This is a genomic window from Candidatus Poriferisodalis sp., from assembly GCF_965198245.1.
In the GTDB taxonomy this organism is placed as follows: domain Bacteria; phylum Actinomycetota; class Acidimicrobiia; order Acidimicrobiales; family Poriferisodalaceae; genus Poriferisodalis.
This window is the reverse complement of sequence record NZ_OZ240249.1, coordinates 1,208,424-1,231,998: the sequence shown is the minus strand read 5'-3', so window position 1 is coordinate 1,231,998 and position 23,575 is coordinate 1,208,424. Positions and strand designations below refer to the sequence as shown.

The 23,575-nt window shown below is 66.5% G+C and carries 22 protein-coding genes; 8 read left to right on the top strand and 14 right to left on the bottom strand.

Annotated elements, in window-relative coordinates; all coding sequences use genetic code 11:
* Positions 1 to 29 precede the first annotated feature (29 nt).
* Positions 30 to 908: an A/G-specific adenine glycosylase gene (locus ACOCMM_RS05820; RefSeq protein ID WP_419552244.1), complete on the bottom strand. Its 879-nt coding sequence runs from the start codon at positions 906 to 908 to the stop codon at positions 30 to 32.
* A 4-nt stretch (positions 909 to 912) separates the two neighbouring features.
* Positions 913 to 1,434 (bottom strand): MaoC family dehydratase, encoded by a 522-nt coding sequence (locus ACOCMM_RS05815; RefSeq protein ID WP_419552243.1) that lies wholly within the window; start codon positions 1,432 to 1,434, stop codon positions 913 to 915.
* 223 nt (positions 1,435 to 1,657) lie between these two features.
* Between ACOCMM_RS05815 and ACOCMM_RS05810 the strand changes: the two genes are divergently transcribed.
* The 3 genes from ACOCMM_RS05810 to ACOCMM_RS05800 all read left to right on the top strand — a co-directional run bounded on the left by ACOCMM_RS05810 (position 1,658) and on the right by ACOCMM_RS05800 (position 4,807).
* Positions 1,658 to 3,271, top strand: coding sequence for an acyl-CoA dehydrogenase family protein (locus ACOCMM_RS05810; protein WP_419552242.1), 1,614 nt, complete (start codon positions 1,658 to 1,660; stop codon positions 3,269 to 3,271).
* A gap of 182 nt (positions 3,272 to 3,453) precedes the next feature.
* A complete protein-coding gene (locus tag ACOCMM_RS05805) occupies positions 3,454 to 4,245 on the top strand; it encodes a hypothetical protein (protein ID WP_419552241.1) in 792 nt (263 codons plus the stop codon).
* A 70-nt stretch (positions 4,246 to 4,315) separates the two neighbouring features.
* Complete coding sequence (locus tag ACOCMM_RS05800) at positions 4,316 to 4,807, top strand: hypothetical protein (protein WP_419552240.1); 492 nt, start codon at positions 4,316 to 4,318, stop codon at positions 4,805 to 4,807.
* Between the two features lie 21 nt (positions 4,808 to 4,828).
* Here ACOCMM_RS05800 and ACOCMM_RS05795 read toward each other — a convergent pair whose 3' ends face one another.
* The gene (locus tag ACOCMM_RS05795) at positions 4,829 to 5,401 is read right to left on the bottom strand and encodes a GGDEF domain-containing protein (protein WP_419552239.1); all 573 of its coding nucleotides are present in this window, start codon (positions 5,399 to 5,401) and stop codon (positions 4,829 to 4,831) included.
* A gap of 55 nt (positions 5,402 to 5,456) precedes the next feature.
* The gene (locus tag ACOCMM_RS05790; protein WP_419552238.1) at positions 5,457 to 6,251 is read right to left on the bottom strand and encodes an SDR family NAD(P)-dependent oxidoreductase; all 795 of its coding nucleotides are present in this window, start codon (positions 6,249 to 6,251) and stop codon (positions 5,457 to 5,459) included.
* Between the two features lie 116 nt (positions 6,252 to 6,367).
* On the opposite strand from ACOCMM_RS05790, the gene ACOCMM_RS05785 reads away from it, so the two are divergent.
* Positions 6,368 to 7,264 carry an LLM class flavin-dependent oxidoreductase gene (locus ACOCMM_RS05785; RefSeq protein ID WP_419552237.1) on the top strand — a complete coding sequence of 299 codons (897 nt, stop codon included), beginning with the start codon at positions 6,368 to 6,370 and terminating at the stop codon, positions 7,262 to 7,264.
* Here the strand turns inward: ACOCMM_RS05785 and ACOCMM_RS05780 are convergent.
* The 6 genes from ACOCMM_RS05780 to ACOCMM_RS05755 are packed head-to-tail and all read right to left on the bottom strand — an operon-like array spanning position 7,261 to position 14,106.
* On the bottom strand, positions 7,261 to 8,127 hold the full coding sequence (locus ACOCMM_RS05780) for a DUF1932 domain-containing protein (RefSeq protein ID WP_419552236.1): 867 nt from the start codon (positions 8,125 to 8,127) through the stop codon (positions 7,261 to 7,263). The genes ACOCMM_RS05785 and ACOCMM_RS05780 overlap by 4 nt on opposite strands.
* Before the next feature lie 25 nt (positions 8,128 to 8,152).
* Complete coding sequence (locus ACOCMM_RS05775; RefSeq protein ID WP_419552235.1) at positions 8,153 to 8,923, bottom strand: ABC transporter ATP-binding protein; 771 nt, start codon at positions 8,921 to 8,923, stop codon at positions 8,153 to 8,155.
* A gap of 40 nt (positions 8,924 to 8,963) precedes the next feature.
* Positions 8,964 to 9,782, bottom strand: coding sequence for an ABC transporter ATP-binding protein (locus ACOCMM_RS05770; RefSeq protein ID WP_419552234.1), 819 nt, complete (start codon positions 9,780 to 9,782; stop codon positions 8,964 to 8,966).
* A complete protein-coding gene (locus ACOCMM_RS05765) occupies positions 9,779 to 11,638 on the bottom strand; it encodes a branched-chain amino acid ABC transporter permease (protein WP_419552233.1) in 1,860 nt (619 codons plus the stop codon). The genes ACOCMM_RS05770 and ACOCMM_RS05765 overlap by 4 nt, the downstream gene beginning before the upstream one ends.
* On the bottom strand, positions 11,635 to 12,792 hold the full coding sequence (locus tag ACOCMM_RS05760; protein WP_419552232.1) for a branched-chain amino acid ABC transporter permease: 1,158 nt from the start codon (positions 12,790 to 12,792) through the stop codon (positions 11,635 to 11,637). Before ACOCMM_RS05760 ends, ACOCMM_RS05765 begins: the two co-directional genes overlap by 4 nt.
* 54 nt (positions 12,793 to 12,846) lie before the next feature.
* The gene (locus tag ACOCMM_RS05755; RefSeq protein ID WP_419552231.1) at positions 12,847 to 14,106 is read right to left on the bottom strand and encodes a branched-chain amino acid ABC transporter substrate-binding protein; all 1,260 of its coding nucleotides are present in this window, start codon (positions 14,104 to 14,106) and stop codon (positions 12,847 to 12,849) included.
* A 304-nt stretch (positions 14,107 to 14,410) separates the two neighbouring features.
* Here ACOCMM_RS05755 and ACOCMM_RS05750 point away from each other — a divergent pair, with 304 nt between their 5' ends.
* A complete protein-coding gene (locus ACOCMM_RS05750; protein WP_419552230.1) occupies positions 14,411 to 15,289 on the top strand; it encodes an EamA family transporter in 879 nt (292 codons plus the stop codon).
* Positions 15,290 to 15,313: 24 nt separating this feature from the next.
* Here ACOCMM_RS05750 and ACOCMM_RS05745 read toward each other — a convergent pair whose 3' ends face one another.
* On the bottom strand, positions 15,314 to 16,072 hold the full coding sequence (locus ACOCMM_RS05745; RefSeq protein WP_419552229.1) for a rhomboid family intramembrane serine protease: 759 nt from the start codon (positions 16,070 to 16,072) through the stop codon (positions 15,314 to 15,316).
* A 102-nt stretch (positions 16,073 to 16,174) separates the two neighbouring features.
* Here ACOCMM_RS05745 and ACOCMM_RS05740 point away from each other — a divergent pair, with 102 nt between their 5' ends.
* Positions 16,175 to 16,894, top strand: a complete 720-nt coding sequence (locus ACOCMM_RS05740) for a DNA alkylation repair protein (protein ID WP_419552228.1) — start codon at positions 16,175 to 16,177, stop codon at positions 16,892 to 16,894.
* 2 nt (positions 16,895 to 16,896) lie between these two features.
* Here the strand turns inward: ACOCMM_RS05740 and ACOCMM_RS05735 are convergent, their stop codons facing one another.
* From ACOCMM_RS05735 to ACOCMM_RS05725, 3 genes are all read right to left on the bottom strand, one after another.
* Positions 16,897 to 18,546 (bottom strand): SulP family inorganic anion transporter, encoded by a 1,650-nt coding sequence (locus ACOCMM_RS05735; RefSeq protein ID WP_419552227.1) that lies wholly within the window; start codon positions 18,544 to 18,546, stop codon positions 16,897 to 16,899.
* Between the two features lie 20 nt (positions 18,547 to 18,566).
* Positions 18,567 to 20,366: a lipase family protein gene (locus tag ACOCMM_RS05730; RefSeq protein ID WP_419552226.1), complete on the bottom strand. Its 1,800-nt coding sequence runs from the start codon at positions 20,364 to 20,366 to the stop codon at positions 18,567 to 18,569.
* 119 nt (positions 20,367 to 20,485) lie between these two features.
* Entirely contained in the window at positions 20,486 to 21,274 is a 789-nt protein-coding gene (locus ACOCMM_RS05725; protein ID WP_419552225.1) for a hypothetical protein, read from the bottom strand.
* Positions 21,275 to 21,317: 43 nt separating this feature from the next.
* Here ACOCMM_RS05725 and ACOCMM_RS05720 point away from each other — a divergent pair, with 43 nt between their 5' ends.
* Together ACOCMM_RS05720 and ACOCMM_RS05715 are read left to right on the top strand one after the other, a co-directional pair.
* A complete protein-coding gene (locus ACOCMM_RS05720) occupies positions 21,318 to 22,166 on the top strand; it encodes an LLM class F420-dependent oxidoreductase (RefSeq protein ID WP_419552224.1) in 849 nt (282 codons plus the stop codon).
* 7 nt (positions 22,167 to 22,173) lie between these two features.
* On the top strand, positions 22,174 to 23,553 hold the full coding sequence (locus tag ACOCMM_RS05715) for a M18 family aminopeptidase (RefSeq protein ID WP_419552223.1): 1,380 nt from the start codon (positions 22,174 to 22,176) through the stop codon (positions 23,551 to 23,553).
* Positions 23,554 to 23,575 lie beyond the last annotated feature (22 nt).

Sequence of the window (23,575 nt, the reverse complement as noted above, 5' to 3'; positions counted from 1 at the left end):
AGCCCGACAAGCACAGCGTGGCGGCATAGTCATCCCAGCCGGAGCTGTTCGCCGTCTGCGGTGATCAAGCCTTCGGCGATCAATTCATCAACGAGCCGTTGCGCACGGGCTTTGTCGCGTTCGAGACGCATCGCAACCGGTCCCTGCGCGCGGGCGACTTCGCGCTCTGACAGCGCAGCGAGCAAGCGTCCCCGGGCCTGCCGGTCGCTGCCCTCGTACGGCGCCTGGCGAGTGCTGACACCAGCACTGCGATCAGCCGGGTCAGGCCCGTTTGAACCCGCCCATGCGCACCACTTCCGTACCGGGCAGTCGCCGCAGCGTGGCGTTCGCTTGGTGCAGATCCGGTTGCCCAAATCCATCATCACCTGGTTCCACGACCAGCCCTCGCCCGCCGGCACCAGCTCGTCGGCCATCTGCTGCGCCTGGGTTGGGCTGAGCCGTTGACCCGCCCAGCGGGCGAGGATGCGACCCACGTTCGTGTCGACGACTCCGGTGTCGATGCCGAAGGCAAATGCCTGCACGGCCCGGGCCGTGTAGGGGCCGACACCGGGCAGAGCCAGCAAGTCGTCCAGCCCGGCGGGCACCGTGCCGCCATGTCGCTCGCTGATGAGCGTCGCCGTCCGCCACAGGTTGCGAGCACGGCGGGGATAGCCCAGTCCTTGCCATGCCGCCAGCACATCGGACAAGGCCGCCTCGGCACAATGCTGCGGCGTGGGCCAGCGCTCGGCAAATGTCTCGTAGTAGGGCAGAACCCGCTCAACCTGGGTCTGCTGCAGCATGACCTCCGAGACCAGCACCAGCCACGGATCGCGGGTGCGCCGCCACGGCAGGCCCCGCCGCTCGGCTGCCCACCACCGGCTCAGCTCGGCGTGGCGCAAGCCACGCGCAATCAGCTCGGCGTGGCGCAAGCGGTCAGGCCTCCCCGACGGCGGCCTCGTCGCTGTAGGGGAAACGTCGCTCGGGCGATGCATCTCGCTTCCAGATCATGACCTTGCGCCGGAAGTAGCAGACCTCTTCGGACCGCTGGTTGAACGCCCGGGTCTCGACGGTCACCACGCCCCGGTCGGGCCGTGAACTTGACTCCCGCTTGTCCAGCACCTTGGTGACGGCAAAGATGGTGTCGCCGTGGAAGGTTGGGCGCGAGTGCGTGAGCGTCTCGACTTCGAGGTTGGCGATGGCAGCGCCGCTGACGTCGGGCACGCTCATGCCCAGCACCAGCGAATAGACGAGGTTGCCGACCACCACGTTCTTCCCGTGCACGGTCTCGTGCTGGGCGAACCACTCGTTGGTGTGCAACGGGTGGTGGTTCATGGTGATCATGCAGAAGAGGTGATCGTCGGCCTCGGTGATGGTCTTGCCCGGCCAATGCCGGTACACGTCGCCGATCTCGAAGTCCTCGAAGTAGCGCCCGAACGGGCGGTCATGGACGGTCACGTGAGCCTCCGCTATGTGTCGCTGTTGCAAGGGTCGAGTCATCGTACGGCGCACGGCCCCCGCTGGCCGGGCTGACAGATGCGTCACGCTTTCGAAGCGTCAGACCTTCTTTGTGCAATTTTGCCGCCTGAGGCGGCAAAATTGCACAAAGTCTCGGCGGACCCCCGCTTACCAGGGTCGACGGCCGGGTCGCTTGGGGAAGCGGGCTTTAGCCTGTGCGGCTGTGACCACAACGGGGACAGACGCTGGGACGAATGCGGGATCTGCCAAACCGGATCTGAAGGCGGCAGCCGACGCGCTGACGGCAGGCGTCGGGGCAGTAAGCCGCGCCACCGAGCACGCGGTCGGCCTCGGCGATGATCACCAGTGCTTCCTGTACGACCTGGCGCACACGGCGTCGGCCATGCGCATCTGCGAGTCCCTGCTCGACTGGGGCGCACTGGGCGACGCAGAAGCGCGACTCGCCTGCGGGTTCATCGCCGATGCTCTCGGTGAGTTTCACGCCCGGCTATTCGCTCGCGAAGACCAATGGGGCCTCGAGCCGGGCGCATTGGATGCCACACGCGATTTCGTGGCCGCCTACCGCAACCCGGCCTACGTGGCCACCATGGCCGGCCTCGATGCGCCCAGCCATCTCGACGAGGACTTCGAACTCGTAGCGGAGACGTTCCGCCGCTTCGGCGAGGACAAGATCGCACCGGCCGCCGAGCACATCCACCGCGGTGACACTGACATTCCTGAAGACATCATCTCGGGTCTCGCCGAGCTGGGCTGCTTCGGCCTGTCGGTGCCCGAGGAATACGGCGGGTTCGCCTCAGGTGCCGAGAGCGACTATCTGGGCATGGTCATCGCCACCGAGGAGCTGTCGCGGGCCTCGCTCGGCGCAGGCGGCTCGCTCATCACCCGGCCCGAAATCCTGACCCGGGCGCTGGAACGCGGCGGCACCGAAGGGCAGAAGAAGCACTGGTTCCCCCAGATCGCCACGGGCGAGACCATGGTTGCGGTTGCCGTGACCGAGCCCGACTACGGCAGCGACGTTGCCAACCTGGTTGTCTCGGCAAGCCCGACTGAGGGCGGATGGCTCATCTCGGGCACCAAGACGTGGTGCACCTTTGCCGGCAGGGCCGACGTGCTGATGCTGCTGGCCCGCACCGATCCCGACCGGCGCAAGGCGCACCGGGGGCTCAGCCTGTTCATCGTGCCGAAGCCCCAGGCGGAAGGCCACTCGTTCCAATTCATCGACGAGCGCGGCGGCACCATCGAGGGCCGAGCCATCGCCACGCTCGGCTACCGCGGCATGCACAGCTTCGAGATCGCCTTCGACGACTGGTTCGTGCCCGCAGAGAACCTCATCGGCGGCGATGACGGCATCGGGCAGGGCTTCTACCTGCAGATGGCCGGGTTCGAGAACGGACGGCTGCAGACTGCAGCGCGTGCGGTCGGCGTGATGCAGGCCGCCTACGACGAAGCCCGCTCCTATGCAGACGAGCGCCGGGTGTTCGGCCAGCCGATTGCCGAGTACCAATTGACCCAGGCAAAGCTGGGCCGCATGTCCGCGATCATCGCGGCAGCCCGCCAGTACAGCCACGAAGTGGCGCGCATGATGGCGCGAGGCGGCGGTGCGCTCGAGGCCTCCATGATCAAGGCGTACGTCTGCAAGGCCGCCGAATGGGTGACCCGCGAGGCCCAGCAGATCCACGGCGGGTTCGGCTTCGCCGAGGAATACACGGTGAGCCGGCTGTTCGTCGATGCCCGGGTGCTGTCGATCTTCGAGGGCGCCGACGAGACGCTGTGCCTCAAGGTGATCGCGCGCCGTCTGCAAACCCAAAACGCCTGACAACGTCCTGACGACGTTCTGTGTGCAATTTTGCTCGCTCAGCGAACATTTCTGCCAACAGAAGCGTCACGACCGTTCTCAGTGCAATCGAGCCGACAAGAACGGCATTTCTGCAACCAGAAAATGCTGTGACAGCAGCGGCTCGCGAAGGGCGCCGGGCGAGCACGGGATAGCTTCGGCGCGTGCACCCCATCGAGCACCTGCGCTACGTCGCACGGGCGGGCGACCTGTCCCAGGACGTGCTGGTGCGCGAGACGGCTTCGGCGCTGGGCGCGCTGTCGTCTGACCCGTTGGAGCTGGTCACGGTGTGCCGACGCATTCTGGACAAGTACCCGATTGCGGGGGCGCTGTGGTCGATGGCGGCCCGGGTGTGCGCATCTGCACAGCCGTACCGGGCTGCACGTGAGTTCGCGTCCGAGCTGCGTGCCGATGCCACCGCCGACCATGCAGCCGACGCTCTGCCCGCCAATGCCGCGGTGTGCCTGCTGGGCTGGCCCGACCTTGCCGCCGAAGGGCTCGGGCGACGATCCGACGTGACCATACGGATCATTGACGCCTACGGCGAAGGAGCCGGCTTGGCGCGGCGATTGGCCGGGCGTGGCTGTGATGTCACCGATGTTCCGCTCGCGGGATTGGCCGCCGCATGCTCCACCGCCGATGTGATCGTCACCGAAGCTGCCGCTGCCGGGCCCGACGCGGTCATCGCCGCGAGCGGTTCGCACGCAGCGGCTGCGGTCGGGTACGTCTCGGGCGTGCAGGTCTGGTGCGCGATCGGAATGGGTCGGGCGCTGCCGCGGCAGTTCTTCGAGGCAGCCGCAAGCGCCGTCGCTGAGGAACCGTGGGAATGCGATGAGGAGGTCGTGCCGCTCGGCCTGTTCAGCCACGTCGTCGGCCCTGAAGGCGTCGAGCCTGCGTCAGACTGGCAGCGCGCCGATTGTCCCCTCGCAGCCGAACTGCTCCGTCCGGCGATCTGAATTCCGGCAAGTCGTTCGTTCGGCCACGCGAACCGTGGCCAAGCCGGGCGGGCGCGGTAGTTTGCCTGCCGTGCAAGCTGGCGCATCTGCCGACATCAAGCTTGAGACACTCAGCGGCCACGGCCACACGCTGGGTGAATGGCTGGTGGTGTTCAACCTGTTGGCCGTCGTCATCGATCCCTTCACGCACCAGAGCGGTTGGATCCTGCCCACTGCGTCGCGGCTGTTCTTGGTCTATGAGGAAGCCGACGTCCGCTGCGCGTTCGTGGTGTGCAGCGATGCGGAGGGCGCTCGCAGCTTCCTGGGCCGCTTCGCCGACGAGCATCTCGTACTGCTGGACCCCGACCGCGAGTTCGTGCGTTCGCTCGGCCTTGAGCGTGTGCCGGCTCTCGTGCACCTTGCCCAGGACGCCAGCGTGCTCGGCTCGGCCCAGGGCTGGGACGCCGACGAATGGTTGACGGTGATCAACGGCGTGGAAGAGGTCATGGACTGGCGAGCTCGGCCGGTTCTGCCGACTGCTGAAGATCCGGGCAGCTTCGAAGGCACTCCAGCCCTCAGCTAGCCCAAGCGACCAGACCGAGGTTCAGGGCCACCGGCCCTTCTGGCGATACATCGACCGGTCGGCTGCGTGAAGCAAGGCCCCGGGCGTCGCGTCGCCGCCGCGGCCAGTTGCGCTGCCGATGCTGACGGTGACACTCATCTCGTGCAGCGGGTTGGAGGCGTCGCCCCCTGCGGAGGCGCAGTCCAGCGCCGCATGCAGGCGCTCGGTGACGACCCCCATGTCGTCGGAGCTGCGCAGGCCGCCGCACACGACCACGAATTCGTCCCCGCCCACACGGGCCACGACATCGGAGGGTCGCACTGCGTCACGGATGCACTGCGCAACCGTGACGAGCACGAGATCGCCGGCGAGATGGCCATGCTGGTCGTTCACAAGTTTGAAAGCATCGACGTCGCAGAACGCCACACCCACCACCCGGCCGGTACGCGCCGAGCGAACCAACTCAGAACGCAGGTGACGAAGCGCCCCTTCGCGTGTGGCAACGCCGGTCAGCGCATCGGTGCGCCACGTACGCCGGCGGCGGCCCGATGCCCACCACATGCCGCCGCCGAATGCTGCGACCAATGCGGCCGCCCCGACTCGCAGTCTCGACATGTCCAGCCAGCTCAAGGTGCGCTCCAGCGTCGCGGGCCCCCTCGGGGCGTGAAGGTCATCGGGCGGTCCAGCCCCCGTCCACCATCAGCGAACTGCCCGTGACGTAGCTGCTGGCGTCACTGGCCAGGAACAGCAGCGCACCGTCGAGCTCGTGCGGCGCGCCGGGTCGCCGCATCGGGGAGTTGCGGCTGATCCAGGCCATCGAACGGTCGTCATCGAACATCGGCGCCGTCAGCTCAGTCTCGAAGTAGCCAGGGCATAAAGCGTTGACCCGCACGCCCCGAGTGGCCCATTGCACGGCAAGGTCGCGAGTGAGATTGACCAGGCCCGCCTTGGATGCCGCGTAAGCGGGCTGCAGGTTCGGGGCCGATGCCACGTGGCCGTGCACCGAGGCCACGTTGATGATGCTGCCGGTGGCCTCCCGGCCGATGATGTCGGCGGCGGCGAGCCCGGCCAGCAGGAAGCACGCGTTCAGGTTGATGTCGACGACGTGCCGGAAGCTCTCGACGTCGGCCTGTTCTCCAGGGTTGATGGCATCGCTCACACCGGCGTTGTTGACCAGTACGTCGACCTGCCCGTAGTGGTCAACGGTCCGTGCGACAAGATCGCGGCAGGCGTCGTCGTCGCCGACATCGCAGGAGATCGCCAGCGCGTCTGGCAGCTGCGAGGCCAGCGCTTCAAGCCGGTCCGCTCGCCGGGCAGCCACCACCACCTTGGCCCCCGCTGCCGCGAACACCTCAGCGAACCGCACGCCGAAGCCGCTCGATGCGCCCGTCACCAGGCACACCTGCCCATCCAGCCGGAACGGCGAGGTCAGGTCGATCTGCCCGTTCGCTGCGGTCTCACTCATCGACATTCCTGTTCTGGCGCTGGGGTGGGACTCCAGTGCCTGAGCGTACGGCCCGATGAGGTGCGAATAGAAAGTGGCACGGCCTGACACGGGCATAGTGCCCTAGCGTGGATGCCATGAAGATCCGGATCGGTTTCGGGCTGGGCACGCGCAGCTTCACGAACGACCACGCCACCTTCGACCCGTTCGTGGACGCGCTGGAGGACTTGGGCTTCGACTCGCTGTGGCTGAGCGAACGGCTCGGCGGCGAGTGCCCCGACCCGATCGTGGGCCTCGCATATGCAGCAGGCCGCACCAAGCGCATGAAGTTCGGCATGTCAGTGCTCGTACTGCCCGGTCGCAACCTCACCGTGCTGGCCAAAGAGCTCGCCAGCCTCGACCGGCTGTCCGACGGCCGCCTGCTGCCTGCGTTCGGCCTGGGGGTGGCCGATGTCCACGAGCAGGCTGCATTCGGCGTCGAGCGCCGCCAGCGGGCGAAGATGTTCAACGAGGCCCTGCCGCTGCTGAAGCGCTTCTGGGAGGACGAGCCCGTCACTCACCACGGTGACTGGTACCACTACGACGACGTGACGCTGGCACCCAAGCCGGCCCAGAAGCCCATGGACATCTGGCTGGGCGGAGCGGCGGAGGTCGAGCTACGCCGCTGCGGGCGCTTCGGCGACGGATGGCTGCCGTCGTTCTGCACGCCCGACATCGCGGCCGCTGGCTGGAAGATCGTGAACGAGGCCGCCGACGAAAACGAGCGCTGGATAGACCCTGAGCACTTCGGCGTCCTCGTCCCCTACACACAAGGCGAGATGAGCACCGGATACAAGGCAATCCTCGAACGGCGTGCCCCCGGCATCGACCCCGGCGAGATCATCCCGACCGGTTGGGACGGCCTGAGGGACCAACTGCAGCGCTTCATCGAGGTGGGCGCATCCAAATTCGTGCCGATCCTGGTCGGTGAGCCCGAGGACTGGTTCGAAGAACTCGAGGGCGTCGCCAACGCCGTTCTGCCGCTGCAGAACTAGGCCTGCTCGTCGCCGTCCGTCGACGTCGCTGCTGAGCCCAGCAGGGCCGCGATCATTCGCTCGACGGAGCCCCCTCGGGCCTCCTTGAAGACCCCAAGACGCTCGAACACCTCGCTCGCGGCACGGTGGAAGCCGTCGGGGAGGCCTGCCGCAGCGAACGCGTCTGCGATCTCGTCCATCTCACCCGTCCAGCGCCACGCTTTGGGACCCACTGCGATTGCGGTGTACGACAGTCGCTGTGACAAGCCGCTCTGCGACAGCGCCCACTCGGCAGACAGCTCATCAGCCACGCCCTCAGCCGCAGCGAGTGCCGCCACCGACATCAACAGGGCGCTGGTGCCCTTGGTCCACGAGGCGTAGGCCATCTTCAACGCCGATGCGGCGCCCGTTTCGCCTCCCTGCAGGACGCGAGGCTCCAGTGCGGAACCCTGGAAGTGGGCGGCTACACGGTCAGCGTGAGAGCCCGACAGATAGAGCCGGGTTGTGCCGGGCTTCGTCGCCGGTGGACCGATCAGGCTGCCGTCGACGAAGTCCTCGAAGAGCGCTCCGATCTTCCGGGCCGTCGTGGGCGACACTGCGTTCGCGTCCACGTAGCAGCCTGCGAAGCCCGTATCGGCCACGGTGTCAGCCAGTGCCTCGGCCCCATGGGGCGGGCAGACCGAGATCACCATGTCTGCGGCGGCGACCATCGATGCGAGGTCGCCCACGTCAACGAGACCAGCGCCGGCTGCCCGCTGGCGAGTGGCGTCGGAACGGCCCTCGCTGGCCCACAGCACGGTGCCCGAGCACGCAGCTCCAACGGTCACGCCCATGGTCCCCGGGTGCAGGATTCCGGTAACGGCCGCCTGGGGTGCCTCGCTCACGGGCAAAGTCCTAGCAGCGACGCTTCTATGCCGAGTCTCCGGACGGTGTGCCGTCCTTGCCACCGCCCAGATAGGACGTGCGCAGGGCTGGGTTCGCCAGGAGCGCCTCTGCGGTGTCGTCGAGTACGACTCGGCCGGTTTGCAGCACCCAGCCCCGGTCGGCGATCGAGAGCGCCATGTTGGCGTTCTGCTCGACCATGAACACCGTCATGCCGGCTTCGTGAATCTGGGCGATCAGCTCGAAGTTCTGCTGCACCAGTGCGGGTGCAAGCCCCATCGAGGGCTCGTCCATCAGCAGCACCCGCGGCTGGGACATGAGCGCCCGGCCAATGGCCACCATCTGCTGCTCGCCGCCCGACAGCGTTCCGGCGTTCTGGCCGAGACGCTCCTTCACGCGGGGGAACAATTCGAAGACACGCTCCAGATCGGCCGCTATGCCGTCGCTGTCGTTGCGCAGGTACGCGCCCAGTTGCAGATTCTCCCGCACGGTCAGCCGCTTGAACAGCCTCCGGTTCTCCGGAACCATCGTCACGCCGCGGGCGACCCGGTAGCTGGTCGGCCGGTCGTTCACGACCTCGCCGTCGAGCACCACTTCTCCCGATGTGGGCTTCAGCATTCCCAGCAGCGTCTTCAGCGTCGTCGACTTGCCGCTGGCGTTGCCGCCGAGCAAGCACACCAACTCGCCCTCGTAGATGGCCAAGTCGACGTCGCGCAACGCGTGCACTGCGCCGTAGTGAGCATTCACCTGACGCATTTCAAGGAGCGGAACGGTCAGGTCCGACCCTTGCGCGCTCATGGCCTAGACGCCCTTTTTCCGCTCGCGGCGCGCAACCTGCTCATGAGGCCGCCGCGCCATGGCCCAGGTAGGCCTCAATGACTTGTGGATCAACCGACACGTCGGCGTAGTCGCCCTCGGCGATCTTCTCTCCGTGGTCAAGCACGACGACACGGTCGGAGACTTCCCGGACCACTTCCATATCGTGCTCGATCACAACGATCGCGTACCCCCACTCATCACGCAGTCGCCCGATCAGGCCGGTGAGCTCGGCCGACTCAGTGGGGTTCATACCCGCCACGGGCTCGTCAAGCAGGATCAGCTTGGGTTGCGTGGCCATCGCACGGGCGATCTCTAAGCGGCGACGGTTGGCGTACGAAAGGGTGAAGGCGGGCTGGTCGAAGCGGTAGCCCACGAGTCGATGACCGAAGAACGACAACACCTCTTCGCCGCGCCGGCGAATCTCTTCCTCCTCGCGACGGAAGGCCTTTGTCCACAGCAGCGCCCCCACAACGCTCTGGCCGGTCCGGCAGTGCTGGGAGACCATGACGTTCTCGAGCACCGTCATGTTGGCGAACAGCCGCACGTTCTGGAACGTCCTGGCGATGCCGCGCGACGTGACCCGGTTGGGATCCAGCCCGATCAGCGACTGCCCCTCGAACAGGATGTCGCCCTCTGAGGCCGGCACAGTGGCACTGATCGCGTTGAACAGCGTGGTCTTGCCCGCGCCGTTCGGACCGATGACCGAGACGATCTCGCCCGGGTACACAGCCAGGTCCAATCCCGCGAGCGCCTTGAGGCCGCCGAAGTCGACGCTGAGCCCTCGTATCTCGAGGATCGGTTCCGCCGCCGGAGCATCAGTTTGTGTCGCCGCGCTCACGCAGGCTCCTCTGCCCGTCGACTGGCGTCAGCCTCGTTGCCGTGGTCGTCGTCTTCTGTCTGGCCTCGCAGCCAGGCGTCCTGGGCCATCTCTTCTTGATGCAACTCTCGGGTACGGCGCACGCTCGGGATGAGGCCCTCGGGCCGCGCCAACATCATCCACACCAGCAAGGCGCCATAGATCAAGAGCTTGAATTCGGAGAACTCGGCCAGCAGACCGGGCTGCTTGGGCCCGCCGAGCACACCGATGAGGACGGCCGAGCCGGCGATGACGCCAACGATGTTGCCCATCCCGCCAAAGATCACCACCACCAAGATGACGATGGAAACGAGGATCAGGAAGCTGGCGGGAAAGACCGAGCCCACCTTGGCGGAGAAGATCGCCCCGCTGAACGAACCGAGCACCGCGCCCACCACGAATGCCAGCAGCTTGACGTTGACCGTGTTGATGCCCATGGCCTCAGCCACGGTCTCGTCCTCGCGCACGGCCATCCACGCCCGACCGATGCGCGAGCGCTCCAGGCGCCACGACACGTAGATCGCGATCGCACAGAACGCGAGCACGAGGTAGAACACGCTGCGGGGATCGGTGCCCGACACTTCGGCCAGGCCGAAGATCTCTGCCCCGGGAATGTTGGTGATGCCCTGCGAGCCTCCGAACCATCCTGAGAGCCAGTCCGACAGGAACAGCAGGCGGATGATCTCGCCGAAACCCAGCGTCACGATGGCGAGGTAGTCGCCGCGCATGCGGATGACCGGCGCCCCGATGAACAACCCGACCAGGCCCGTCAGGACTACAACGCCGATGAGGGCCACGAACCACGGCAGCTCGGGGTGGATTCTGGGAGATGTCGCCGCGGTCAGCACTGCGGCGCTGTAGCTGCCGACAGCGAAGAACGCCACATAGCCGAGGTCGAGGATTCCCGCGAGCCCGACCACGATGTTGAGCCCGAGCGCCAGAAGCACGAAGAGCCCCACGTTGGCCAGCAACTCGTTGGTGAGCTTGCCGGCAAACATCGGCAGGACGATCAGCACCGCAGCGGTTGCCAGAATCAGCACGAGGTTCGCCTTACTGCGTGCCGCACCTTCGAGCATCTCGACACGAGCTCGTGCCCGGCGCACCCGGCCGCGCCCGACGAACGCGAGAGCGCCGGACCCCGCAGCGAGGACCACCGCTCCCGTGATGGTCAGGCCACCCCTGGATGCGTAGAACCAGTCCGTCACCGAGTCGATGTGCATACCCTCGGCGAGGTCCTCGACCAGCGCCTCGAGTACCGCTGCTCCAAAGACGGCGAGCACCATTGTCCACAGGACCCGCCGAGCAACCGCCGGCACGACCCGCAGGAGCCCGCCCGCCGCGCCGATCGCTGCGCCGATGATCAGCCAGATCACGACGGCAAATGCCGTGCCCCGGCCGAAGGCCAGCAGATCGGCCAGGATCGGGCTCCAATTGACGAGCGGCTCGCGTATGTCGAAGTTGGCAATCAGGATCGCAAGCAGCGACAGGCCGCCGCCCGCGAGCGCGCCAATGACAGCGCCGCCGACGACTTCGTGCGCGCCGGCTGCGTGATAAGGAACGCCCTCTCGACGGACTTGATGACCGACGCGAGTCCCGACTGCGAACGGCACGATGACCAGCGACAGGTAGCCGAGGCTCAACAAGCCCTCGATGATCGTCCTGCCGTCGAGCCGCACCGGCATGTTGGACAGCGAGATGAAGAACTGCCCGAGGACAGCCACAGCACCCATCCGTCCGATGCGGCGCCAGTCCTGCGCGAAAACAGGGCGGGGAGGCGCCGCCGCGGAGGCCGCGGTCGTATCGGGAGTCGCCGCATCGGGGGCCGTCAGTGCGCTCACGTTCGGTCCTCCCCTGGCAGACGCTCGCCGAACAAACCTGCTGGCCGCACCAGCAGCACGATGATGAGCATCGAGAACGCCACGGCGTCACGCAGCTGGGAAACGCCGCTCACGCCCAACGGCTCCAGGATCAACAGCGGCCCTACAGATTCGGCCACTCCGATCGAGAGCCCACCGGCCATCGCGCCGCCCAGATGCCCGATCCCGCCGACCACCGCAGCACTGAATGCCTTGATGCCGGGCAGGAAGCCGGTGGTGTGAATGACGCTGCGGAACAGGATCCCCCACAGGATCCCGGCCATCCCCGCCATCGCTCCGCCCACTGCGAACACCTTGACGATGGTGCGGTTGACGTTGATGCCCATGAGTGCCGCTATCTCGGCGTCCTCGGCCACGGCCCGCATCGCCTTGCCGGTCTTGGTGCGGTCGACGTAGTACCACAGGGCCGTCATCGACAGGGCTGCGACGACCACCACGAGAATCTTGCCGCCCTCGACCTGCAAGAAGGTGTGCTTGGCCTTCACCCAAGCCGGCACATCGGGGTAGGACTTGCTGGCGGGGCCCAGCAGGACCACCGAGGCGTTCTGGAGGAAGAACGACACGCCGATGGACGTGATGAGCGGGATCAACCGGGGTGAGCCGCGCAGCGGCCGGTATGCGACGCGCTCCATGACCACCGCCGTGAGCGTCGACACGATGATCGACACGATGACGATGAACACCAGTGAGCCGATGAAGTTGGACTCCCACAGACCTGCGTCAGCAAGCTTGTTCGAGGTGATCATGCCAGTCATCGCGCCGACCATGAACACCTCGCCGTGGGCGAAGTTGATGAAGCCCAGCACGCCGTAGACCATCGAGTAGCCGAGGGCGATCAGGCCGTACATCGACCCCTGCGCAACACCCGATACCACCAGCCCCCGGAATTGCGCCCCGGTCAAACCGGTGGCGTCGGGGTTCGCCCAGCGGGCGAACGGGTTGTCAGGGTTGATCTCCTGGGCGATGAACGCCAGGAAGCCGACGAGGAGAACCGCCAGCACCCCCACACGGATGACGGTGAGGAACCAGTCGACCTTGGTACGCGGCGCTCTGAATCTGAAACGGACAGTCCGGTGACGGGGCGCCCCACTTGGGGGCGCCCCTTCTTCTAACACCGAATTGACCTTAGAGGGCCGGACGTGTTTGGGCTAGTACCTCGCCCATCCGGCTCAAGGAGCGAAGGAGAACATGACGTTCTCCATGCTGGCTTCTACGTTGTCCTCGCCGCCGATGTTCTGGACGACCGTGATGCGGGCAGCGCCGCAATCACCGAACTCGTCGCAGTTGATCGTGCCGATCAGGCCGCTGTAACCCGTGACGCTGTTCAGGTGGTCGCGAATGCCTTGGCGGTCGACGACCAGTGTGTCGCCGTCGAGGAACGAGGCCGCCGTGATCGCGTCCAGCAGCAGCGTGGTGGCGTCGTAGCCATGCGCCCAGAACGGAGCCGCCGGCTTCTCACCCCACCGCTCCTCGTACGTGGCGAGGAAGTCGTTGGCGGTCTTGTCCGTGCTCTGATTCACGTTGTCACCAAAGCGAGTGTCCGGACCCGAGAAGTACATTCCCGCGGTCTGCGGCAGCGCCAGGTAGTTCGTGTTCAGCAGGCCGTCAGCCGCGAGCAGGACGGTGTTCTCGAGACCCGAGACTCCCGGCGCCTGGTCGGCGATGAAGTCACCGGCCGGCTGGAAGATCGGGAAGAACAGCGCCTCGGGACTCCCGGCGGCAATCTCGGTCAGTACCGGCACCATGTCGGTGTCGTCCTTGTTGACCGCCGTGAACCCAGTCACCGTGCCGCCCTCTGCCTCGAACGCGTCAGCAAACGCCTGCGCGAGGCCTTGGGTGTACGGGTCGCCGTCATGGATTGCGGCAGCCGTGGTCAGCCCGAGTTCGCCGAAGACGAACTTCGCCATGGCGGCACCCTGGAACAGGTCGTTGTGGGCCGTCCGGTAGTAGCCGACGTTGTAGTTCGCGCCCGCGGTGCCCGCCAAGTCCGAGGTCAGGGCAGGCGAGGTGTTGCCGCCCGAAATCAGGACCATGCCGGCCTCAGTGATGAGCGGTGCTGCAGCGACCGCCGCACCCGAGCAAGAGGTGCCGATCACGCCGAGGACATCTTCGTCAGCGACGATGGTCTGCGCCGCCGCCTGGCCGCCGTCGTTGGAACATAGGTCGTCGAGCGTCGTTCCTAGGTCCACGTCGAAGCCGTGGATCTGGCCGTAGTCCTCGATGGCCAAGACCGTCGAGCGTTCGATCGGCAAGCCGAAGAACGCGACATCGCCGGTAATGGCCTCGAGCGACCGGATCTGGATTGCGTCGCCTTCCTCGACTTCGACGACGCCAAGCGCGCCTTCCTCAGGTCGGTCTTCGCCGCACGCTGCCGCAATGAGCGCCATCGAGAACAGCAGAGTCAAGAGGGTCAATAGCTTTCGTTGCATGCGCATTCCTCCCCGTTGAGTTGGCCGGGCGCACCTGCACCAGCGGCCTCGTGCCTATGGCGCACTCAGTCGGATAGCCGTCGGCACCGTGTACTCGTGCCGACATCGATTACCAAGCTGGATGCGTCACATCTGACCCTAGATCACTGCTAGGTCGCAATCGGACCATCTTGCATCTGAAATTGCTGCAAATTCACGAACATGTACTGGACCTACCGCATAAGTAATGCGCAGATGTGAGGGAACATCAAGCCGGGCGCACTTCAGCCGCCGGTGGGTCGAATGAGCCTGCTAGCCATACGGCGTGTCTGGCACTGGGGGCGGCCGCTCATGGGCCCGCAGAGTCTCGCCCGAGGCGCTGTTCGCCGTCGGCGCGGTGTCGCAGTACCTCGGCGCGGCAACGGCCGTCGAGTTGTTCGACGAGCTATCGCCCATGACGGTTGCGCTACTGCGTGTTGCGGGCGCGGGCGCCGTGCTGGTGGTGTTGCGCCGTTCGTGGCGACGGCACTGGTCACGCATCGAACTGGCCTGGACCGCTGCATTCGGAGTGGCACTGGCGTCGATGAATCTGTTCTTCTACCTCGCCATCGCCCGCGGCCCGCTGGGGAACTCGGTGGCTATCGAGTTCATCGGGCCGATCGCTGTCGCGGTCATCGGCACCAGGACTGCCCGATCAACGTCGGCGCTGGTGCTAGCCGTTGCTGGCGTTGTGACCCTGGCGGGTTTCGCGGCGCCAGAGGCGCAGCTGGGGGCGCTGTTCTCACTGATCGCAGGGGCGCTGTGGGCCGGATACATCGTGCTCGGACACCGGGTTGCGCGTTCAGGCATGGCAGTCGACGGCCTCGGCGTGGGCATGCTGATCGGTGCCGTGGTGATCAGCCCAGCAGGTGCCGGCGACCTCGGCTCGGCATTAGGCGCTCCGCTCCTGCTGGCAGGCGGCGTTGCGGCGGGGGTGCTATCGAACGTGATCCCCTACGGCATCGACCAGCTCGTGATGCAGCGACTGGCGCGAGCACGGTTCGCCCTGCTGCAGGCTTTGCTTCCCGTCGCTGCAACCTTGATCGGGCTGGTGTGGCTATCGCAGGTACCGAGCGTGCGCGAGGTGGCAGGCATCGTGGCCGTGGTTGCAGCGATCGTCATCAACCGGGAGTCCGATCAGATGCTGGGTGACGTCGTTCCCTGACCGGGCGAAGGCGCTGCGGCGTCGCTAGAAGAGCGGATTGCGCCAAGTGCCTGCGGCCACCAGCGCCCCCACGAATGCTGCTGTCCCGATCGCCGTCAGCAAGCCCCACACGACATAGGGCGAACGGCGCAGCGCCATGTCGACGACCTCCCCCGAGAGCCGTTCGGCCAGCGTCGGCGGACCTCGGCGCCGGCTGGTGTCGCCGATCGCCAAGCCGGCAAGGACTCCGGCCACAAGTCCGCCCATGTGACCGCCGATGGAGATGCCGGGAATGAGGAACGAGATGACCACGTTGACGATGATGAGGCTGCCCAACCCGTCCCGCCACGGGTTGCCGCCGCGCAGGTACTCCACCACGTAGGCGGCACCCATCAGGCCGTACACCGCGCCGGATGCCCCGACCACGACCGCGTCGGGTCGAAGCAACAGCGCACCTGCCGAGCCGCCGATGAGCGACACAACGTAGGTGCCGGCCAGCAGAGCCGGGCCGATGAAGCGTTCAAGCCGCCGACCCAGCAGGTACAGCACCAGCATGTTGAACAGCAAGTGCCGCAGGTCGGCATGCAGGAACGTGCCGGTGACGATCCTCCACCATTCCCCCCACTCAGCTACATACGGCCCCCAAAGGCTGTAACCGTCAAGAGCGGAGGGACGCAGCGAGCCCCGTGCGGACGGCACGATCCGGGCCAAGTTGTGAGTCAGGGCGAAGACCACGACCGAAGCGCTCGCGAACACAACGGTTGCAGTCGGCTGCCTGCCGCGTCGAACGCCCAGCCTTCGCACGATCCTGAACCCTAGGAGTTGCGCAGGTGCGGTCGGATGCAGGCAGCAGTAGCTTTCCGTCGGCCGTGGGGTCGAGCGACGATTCCTGAGGGGCATGGACAAATGTCAACGCTGCAAGATGTGATGGCCCGGTTGCAGCTCGCCGGCACGGCGCAGAACCGCAAGGTCTATGCGCGCCATGGTGCCGCCGCGCCCATGTTCGGCGTCAGCTACTCCGAACTGGGCCGCATCGGCAAGCCATTGATGAAGGACCACTCGCTGGCAGCCGAGCTGTGGGAGACCGGCAACCACGACGCCCGCGTGCTGGCACTGCGCATCGCCGACGCCGCGGAGATGACCAAGACGAGGGCGCGTCGCTGGCTGCGAGACGTCGACAACTACATCCTGGGCGAGGCGCTGGGTGGGCTGCTTGCACAATCACCGCACGCTCGGGAACTCAGCAACGAATGGCGCGACTCGCCCCGGGAGTGGCCCGCCTCGGTCGGCTGGTTCATCGTGGCCTGCACAGCCGAGCAGTCCGACGTGTGGTCAGCCGGCGAGTTACGGGATCTGGTGGTTCAGATCGAATCCGAGATCTCAAAACGACCCAACCGGGTTCGTCATGAGATGAACGGTGTTCTCATCGCCATTGGATTGCGCGATGAGAATCTGCGCCGCCACGTCATCGACCTGGACGGCCGGATCGGTCCGGTGCTCGTCGATCACGGCGAGACCGGCTGCAAGACCCCCGACATCGCGCCCTATATCGAGCGCACCATTGCACATCGAGCCAGCGTGGCCGCCCGGCGTGCCGCAAAGGCCAGATCCAAAGCCAGCGCCTAGCGCTAGCCGCCTAGGAGTCGACGGGCGATCACTCGGGCCTCATCGAGGTCGGCGACGAAGTGATCCGATGGAACCCCGCGGAGCACGTCCAATTCCTTGACGCCCGTTGCCTGCGATCCCTCGAGGCCCATCACGATGCACTTCGCACCCGAATCCAATGCAACGTCGACGAGCTGACCGACCATGTAGGTCGCGCTGTCGTCCATGTGTCGCGTGTCGGTGAAGTCGAAGATCACCACCTCGTGCTCGGCCACATCGGCGTTGATCGTGTTGAACAGCTTGATGGACGATGCCGCCGTGTAGATGCCTCGCAGCGACAGCAGGCCGGTCCGTGCTGCAAATGGGTCCGCAGCATCGAGGTCGAAACCGGGTGCGTCGCTATCGTCCCCAGCGCTCAAGAACGTCATGTCGAGCAAGGGAGTGGACACCACGTTGTCGAACTCGAGACGTTCGAGCTGGCGCGAATTCGTCAGTGCCGCAGCGACGAGCCCTGCGCCAACCGCCACGACGAGGTCGGCCACAACCGACAGGCCCAACGTCAGCGCCATCACTCCGTACTGGTCCAACTGCGCCCGTCGTACCTGCGTCAGGTACTTCCAATCGATGATGTCGAAGCCGATCTTGATGAGGATTCCGGCCAGCACAGGATGCGGGATGACCTCCGCGTAGCGTCCCAGGCCCAGCACCAGAGCCAACAGCACCAGTGCACAGAGCGCTCCCGACAGGCGCGATCGACCGCCGGCCTTGACATTCGCAACCGTTCCAGAGGTGGCACCAGCGCCTGGTACGGCTCCGATGAACGCCGCCAGGACATTGGCGGCTCCCACGCCAATCAACTCACGATTCGGACGATGCTGGTCGCGTGTCATCGAGTCGGCGACCATCGCCGTCAACAGGCTGTTGACGGAGCCGAGCAGCGCGAGCGTCACCGCGGGCGCCACAGCACCACCCAGATCACCCCAAGCGAACTCGGGCAGCGCGATGTCAGGCAGCCCTGAAGGCACATAGCCGATGATCGCCACGTCATCGATCCACAGCACGCTGAACAGCGTGCCGACGAGCAGCGCTGCCACCGACGATGGCAGAAACCGGCGCAGGCGCTGCGGCCAGAACACGCAAACGCCAATGGTGAGAGCGCCGAGCGTCACCGCCCCAACTCCGATGTCCCCCACGACCTCTGGCAGAGCGCGGACGGAGGCCACCACTCCGCCGGGCACGACCTCGCTACCCAGCAACGGCAGCAGTTGCACTACGACGATGATCAACCCGACCGCGGAGGTAAAGCCCGACACAACCGGATAGGGCGTGTACGACACGAAGCTGCCAAGGCGCAGTAGGCCCAGCAAGACCTGCACCAGCCCGGCGATCACCACGATGGCAAGCGCTCGGCTTATCTCACCGCCCGCGTAGTTGACAACGACCACCGACATCGCCACTGACAGCGGCGCGGTGGGTCCGGAGATCTGCGTTCGGGAGCCGCCGAACAACGCCGCCAGCAAGCCGACGGCGATGGCGCCGTAGAGGCCTGCGATGGCGCCGAGACCCGATGCGACACCGAAGGCCAGCGAGAGCGGCAGCATGACCACCGCTGCGGTGAGACCGCCGAAGACGTCCCCGCGTAGCCGTTCTGCGTTGTAGTTCAGCGTTGGCACAGCTACAACGAATAGTCCATTCAGAGGCCGAGGATGGCGTTAATGGCCCCCAGCACGGCGGCGACGTCTGGATCGACGAACAGGACCGCAAACCCTGCATGGTAGATCGTGTCGCCCACACGCGCTGTGACGCTGTAGCGGTTGACCGGGAAGCCCGCGACGATGCCGGCGTAGTCGTGGCCGTAGGACTCGTCGCCCAGTTCCGGAGTGTCGCCGGGGCTGAACGCGCCCAGCGCTGTCGTGCGCGGCTCGACGAACTCCCCGCACGCGATCAGCTCGGCGTCATAGTCCTTGATGGCCTGTGCGGCCACCTCGGCCGAGTCGAAGCGGGCAGCCCAGACGTCGAGGAAGGGTCCCGTCGTCGGGTCTCGGACCCACGTCGCGGCGGAGAACGCCACCGGCTCCACGCCGCTGAAGATCGCAGTGCCGGGACAGGTCTCTGCCACCGGCATGGTGGTTTCGCTCAGCAGCGTGTCGAGACCCTCAGGCGTCGAGCCTTCGAGCAATGTGCCCTCCACGGCAGCGGGTGTTGCCAAGGCCGCATCGATCTCCGCGAGGTCAGGGTCGAGATAGTCGCAGCCTCCCGGCTCGGCAGCACCGGCCAAGCGGTCGCCGACCCAGGTGAGGGTCTCACCCAGATACGTCAGCGTCGTGTCGACGTGTCCGCCGCTTGGGTACACCTCGAGGGTCGCGTGGGTGCCTTGCGAGCAGTAGGCGCCGTGCAGCGCTCGGACCAGCTCGGGTGCCACGACGGCGTCGGCCCAGCCCTGCACGAACAGCACCGGCGCATCGACGATGGGCGCCCCGCCGGCCTCATTGGCAGCGAGTACCTCGGCTAGCGGGCCGACCGGCTTGATGCCGTCCCAGCCGCTGGGATTGCGCATCGCATCACCATCGACGCCAAAGAAGGCCTCGAAGACCGCACCGAGGCAGTCCTCCTCGACGATTCCCATCTGGTCGATGGCCTCCGCAGAGAAGTAGTCCTCGAGACGGAGTTCGTCGTACGCGGCCGCCATGGCGAACGCCGCCATGACAGCGAAGCCTTGCGCATTGGTGCCGACGGTGTCCATCAAGCCGCTCATGTTGGCTGCCGGGGCCGCAGCCACCACTCCGGCGAGATCCAGTTCGGGTGCGTAGGAGGGCGCTATCTGTCCTGTCCACAGCGCGGCGTGGCCGCCTTGGGAGAGGCCCCAGACGACGTAGCGGTCGCTGGCGCCGAGATCCATCTGGCGCACCGCCCGCACGATGTCGATGGTGCCGCGGCCCTCGCTCTCGCCGACCAGGTAGGGATGCGTGCCCGGCGTGCCAAGGCCCTCGTAGTCCGTCGCCGCCACGATGTGGCCAGCGGAGGCGATCGCCATCGGGATTCCGGATTCGGCGGGATGCGTCGCCGACGGCGCGCACACGTCAGCCACACCCGTTGTGCCGTGCGCCCACGTGACAATCGGCGAGCCGGCTGCAATGCCCGCAGGAGCGAGGACGAGTCCGCTGACCTCGACGAGATCGCCGCCCACACCGGTCGACAGGTACGTGATGCGCCAGCCGTCAAGGTCGCCGGCGTCAATGGGCTCGGCTGATACCAGGTCACCGGCCGCTGGCTCAGCCGGTGGCGCCTCGGTTGTTGTGGCGGCCGGCGCTTCAGTGGTTGCGGCCGGCGCCTCGGTGGCGACCGGTGCTTGGCTGGTTGCCACTGCGCCCGCATCGGTGTCGGCGGACGTGGTCGGAGCAGCTGTCGCCTCTGGGGACGGATCGGAGTCGGCGTCGCTGCAAGCAGCAGCGACGACGGCGAAGACGAGCAATGGAGCCAAGATGCGGCGCATCCCTGCACAGTACGGCCTAGGACAACATGCACCGAACGAATCGGGCGTCAGGTGCGCCGGTGGAAGTGTCCGGGCCCGACTTCAGGTTCGAGCCAGCTCGGCTCGTGCCAAGAACGTCCTCAGAGGCCGAGAATCAAGTCAAGCGCTCCCAGGGGAATCGCGGGGTCCGGCGCGACGAATATCGCTGCCAAGCCCGCGCTGTAGATCGAGTCGCCGATGCGTACGGCAGTGGCGTACCGGAGGATGGGCAGCCCCTGCACTATGCCCTCGTAGTCGACGGCGAAGGACTCGTCACCGAGCCCGGGATCCTCACCCAGGGTGAACATACCGAGCGCACCGGTCTCCACATCAGTGAATTCGCCGCACTCGATGAGCCCGTCGCCGTAATTGCTGAGCGCCTCTGAAGCCGCCTCAGGCGATTCGAAACGGGCGATCCAGACATCAAGGAAGGGCCCGGTCAGCAGATCGCGGACCCACACGGCCGCGGAATACGCGACCGGCTCGACATCGCCGAAGGTTCCGATTCCGGGACAGGTTTCTGCCCTGGGGGTCGAACTCGCCGTCTGGAGATTCTCGAAGCCTTCGGGCGTCGAGCCCTCGAGCAGCGTGCCTTCGACAGCAGCAGGCGTCGCCGGCGCCTCTTCGACTGCCGGCTCCTCTACTGGCGCTGCCGTGGTGGTGGTGACGATGGGTGCCGCGGTTGTCGTAGTGACGACCGGTGCCTCCGTCGTGGGCGGCGGCGCCTGAGTTGTAGGCGGCGGCGCCTGAGTCGTGGGCGGCGCTGCCTCGGTCGTGGCGACCGTGGTCGGCGCGGCCGCCTCGGTGGCCGGGGGCGGATCCGGATCGGAGCCACCGCAGGCGGCTCCGATGAGGGCAATAGCAAGGAACAAACCGGAAATACGTCGCATAAGGGCAGACTACGACCTAGGGAGAGACCGAGAGGGGTGTGCAGTGAAGTTCGGAATGACGCTTGCCAATACTGGGCCGCAGGTCGAGGGCGGGGGCGCTATCGCCTACGCGCAAGCTGCAGAGGCGGCCGGTTTCGAGTCGCTGTGGACTGTGGAGCACGTGGTGGTGCCCGAGGGTTATGCGTCGCCGTACCCGTATTCCGAAGATGGCAAGATGCCTGGCAAGCGGGACGACATCGACATCCCCGACCCGCTCATCTGGATGGCCTTCGCGGCAGCGGCAACCTCGGAGATAAAGCTCGGCACCGGGATTCTCATCGTCCCCCAGCGGAACCCCGTGGTGACCGCCAAGGCGATCGCGACGCTGGACCGCCTGTCGGGTGGACGGGTGATGCTCGGGATCGGTGCCGGTTGGCTGGCTGAGGAATTCGACGCACTGGGTGTCTCCTTCGACGACCGTGGCGACATCACCGACGAGTACCTGGCGGCGTACCGATCGCTGTGGCATGACGAGGTGTGCTCGTACGAGGGCAAACACGTCTCGTTCGACCGCGTGTACTGCCGCCCGCAACCGACCGGATCGGTGCCGATCGTCGTCGGCGGCGACAGCAAGCGGGCTGCTCGACGCGCCGGTGAGTACGGCGACGCCTTCTTCCCGGTATCCGGTGATTTCGACGAGATGACGGCGCTCTATGAGCATGCGAAGCGATGTGCCGAGCGGGTTGGACGCGACCCGGAGCAGATCGACTTCATGACACAGGGGCCCGCAGCGCCGGAGCACATCGAGCGGGCGGCCGCGGCCGGCATCACTCGTCTTGTCACCTACCCGATGTCACGTACCAAGTTCGACGACTTCAGCCGTGACGTGATCACGGCATACGCCGACGCTTAGAGCCCACATGCTCGACCAGCTATTCGAGTTCATCGAGGCATCGCCGTCGCCGTACCACGCAGCTGCGGCAGCCCTCGATCGGCTGGTGGCGTCAGGTCTCGTCGAGGTCGGCCGCGACGACCCGTGGAACGAGCTGGAGCCGGAAATCGGATGGGCGACGCGCGACGGCGGCACGGTTGTGGCAGTGCGCGCCGCGGCCCACGTCGATCCCGACAGGCTGCGCTTCAGCGTGATCGGCGCGCACACCGACAGTCCGAACCTGCGCCTGCGCCCGCAGCCGGACAGCGGTGCGTACGACTACCGGCAGCTCGGTGTGGAGGTGTACGGCGGTGTGCTGCTCAACTCGTGGTTGGACCGCGACCTCGGCCTGTCCGGCCGCGTCACCGTGTTCAACAGCGACCGTCTCAGCGACCGATCCCGGTCGCTCTTCGACGACGAGTACCAGCACACGCATTTTCCGTTCTGGAGTGACGCTGACGAAGATCGCACGTTGACGTCGACCGCTCCGCGCACAGTGCTGTGGCGCTGCGACCGGGCGCTGCTGCGTGTCCCGCAGCTCGCTATTCACCTCGACCGTGAGGTGAACGATGGCCTCAAGCTGGACCGCCAGCAGCACATGACACCGGTGTGGGGACTCGGCGAGCCGAGCGCGGACGGGTTCCGGCAGTTCCTCGCCGGTGAGCTCGATGTCGAGCCCGACGCAGTGCTGGCGTGGGATGTCATGGCGCATGATCTGTGCCCGCCCGCTCGGCTCGGGCGCGACGGCGAGATGTACGCCGCCGGTCGCATCGACAACCTGGCGTCGTGTCATGCGGCCGTCGAGGCGTTGGTCGGGCTCGACGCGGCGCCTGACGACACCGCCGCAGTCGTCGTGCTGTTCGACCATGAGGAGATCGGCAGCGACTCCGCCACCGGTGCCGGCAGCCCAATCCTGGCTGACGCACTTGAGCGAATCGCCCAGAGCCTCGGCGCCGACCGCGAGCAGTACCTGCGGGCGGTGGCACGCTCGTTGTGCGTGTCAGCCGATGGAGCCCACGCGGTGCACCCGAACTATCCCGAGCGCCACGAACCTGGGCACTTGCCGCTGCTGAACGGCGGTCCGGTCATCAAGACGAATGTCAACGTGCGCTATGCGACCGATGCGGCGACCAGTGCCCGCTTCGTGTCCGCATGTAACGCCGCCGGGGTGCCGCACCAGATCTATTCCCACCGCGGCAACCTGCCGTGCGGCTCGACCATCGGGCCGATCACGGCCTCCCGGCTGGGAATGAGCGTCGTCGATGTGGGCTCGCCGCAGCTGTCGATGCACTCGGCCCGGGAACTCGGCGGCAGCGACGACCCTGCGCTGCTGACGGCGGCGCTGGGCGCCTTCCTCGCTGAAAGCTGACAGCGCTCGGCGGATCGCCGTC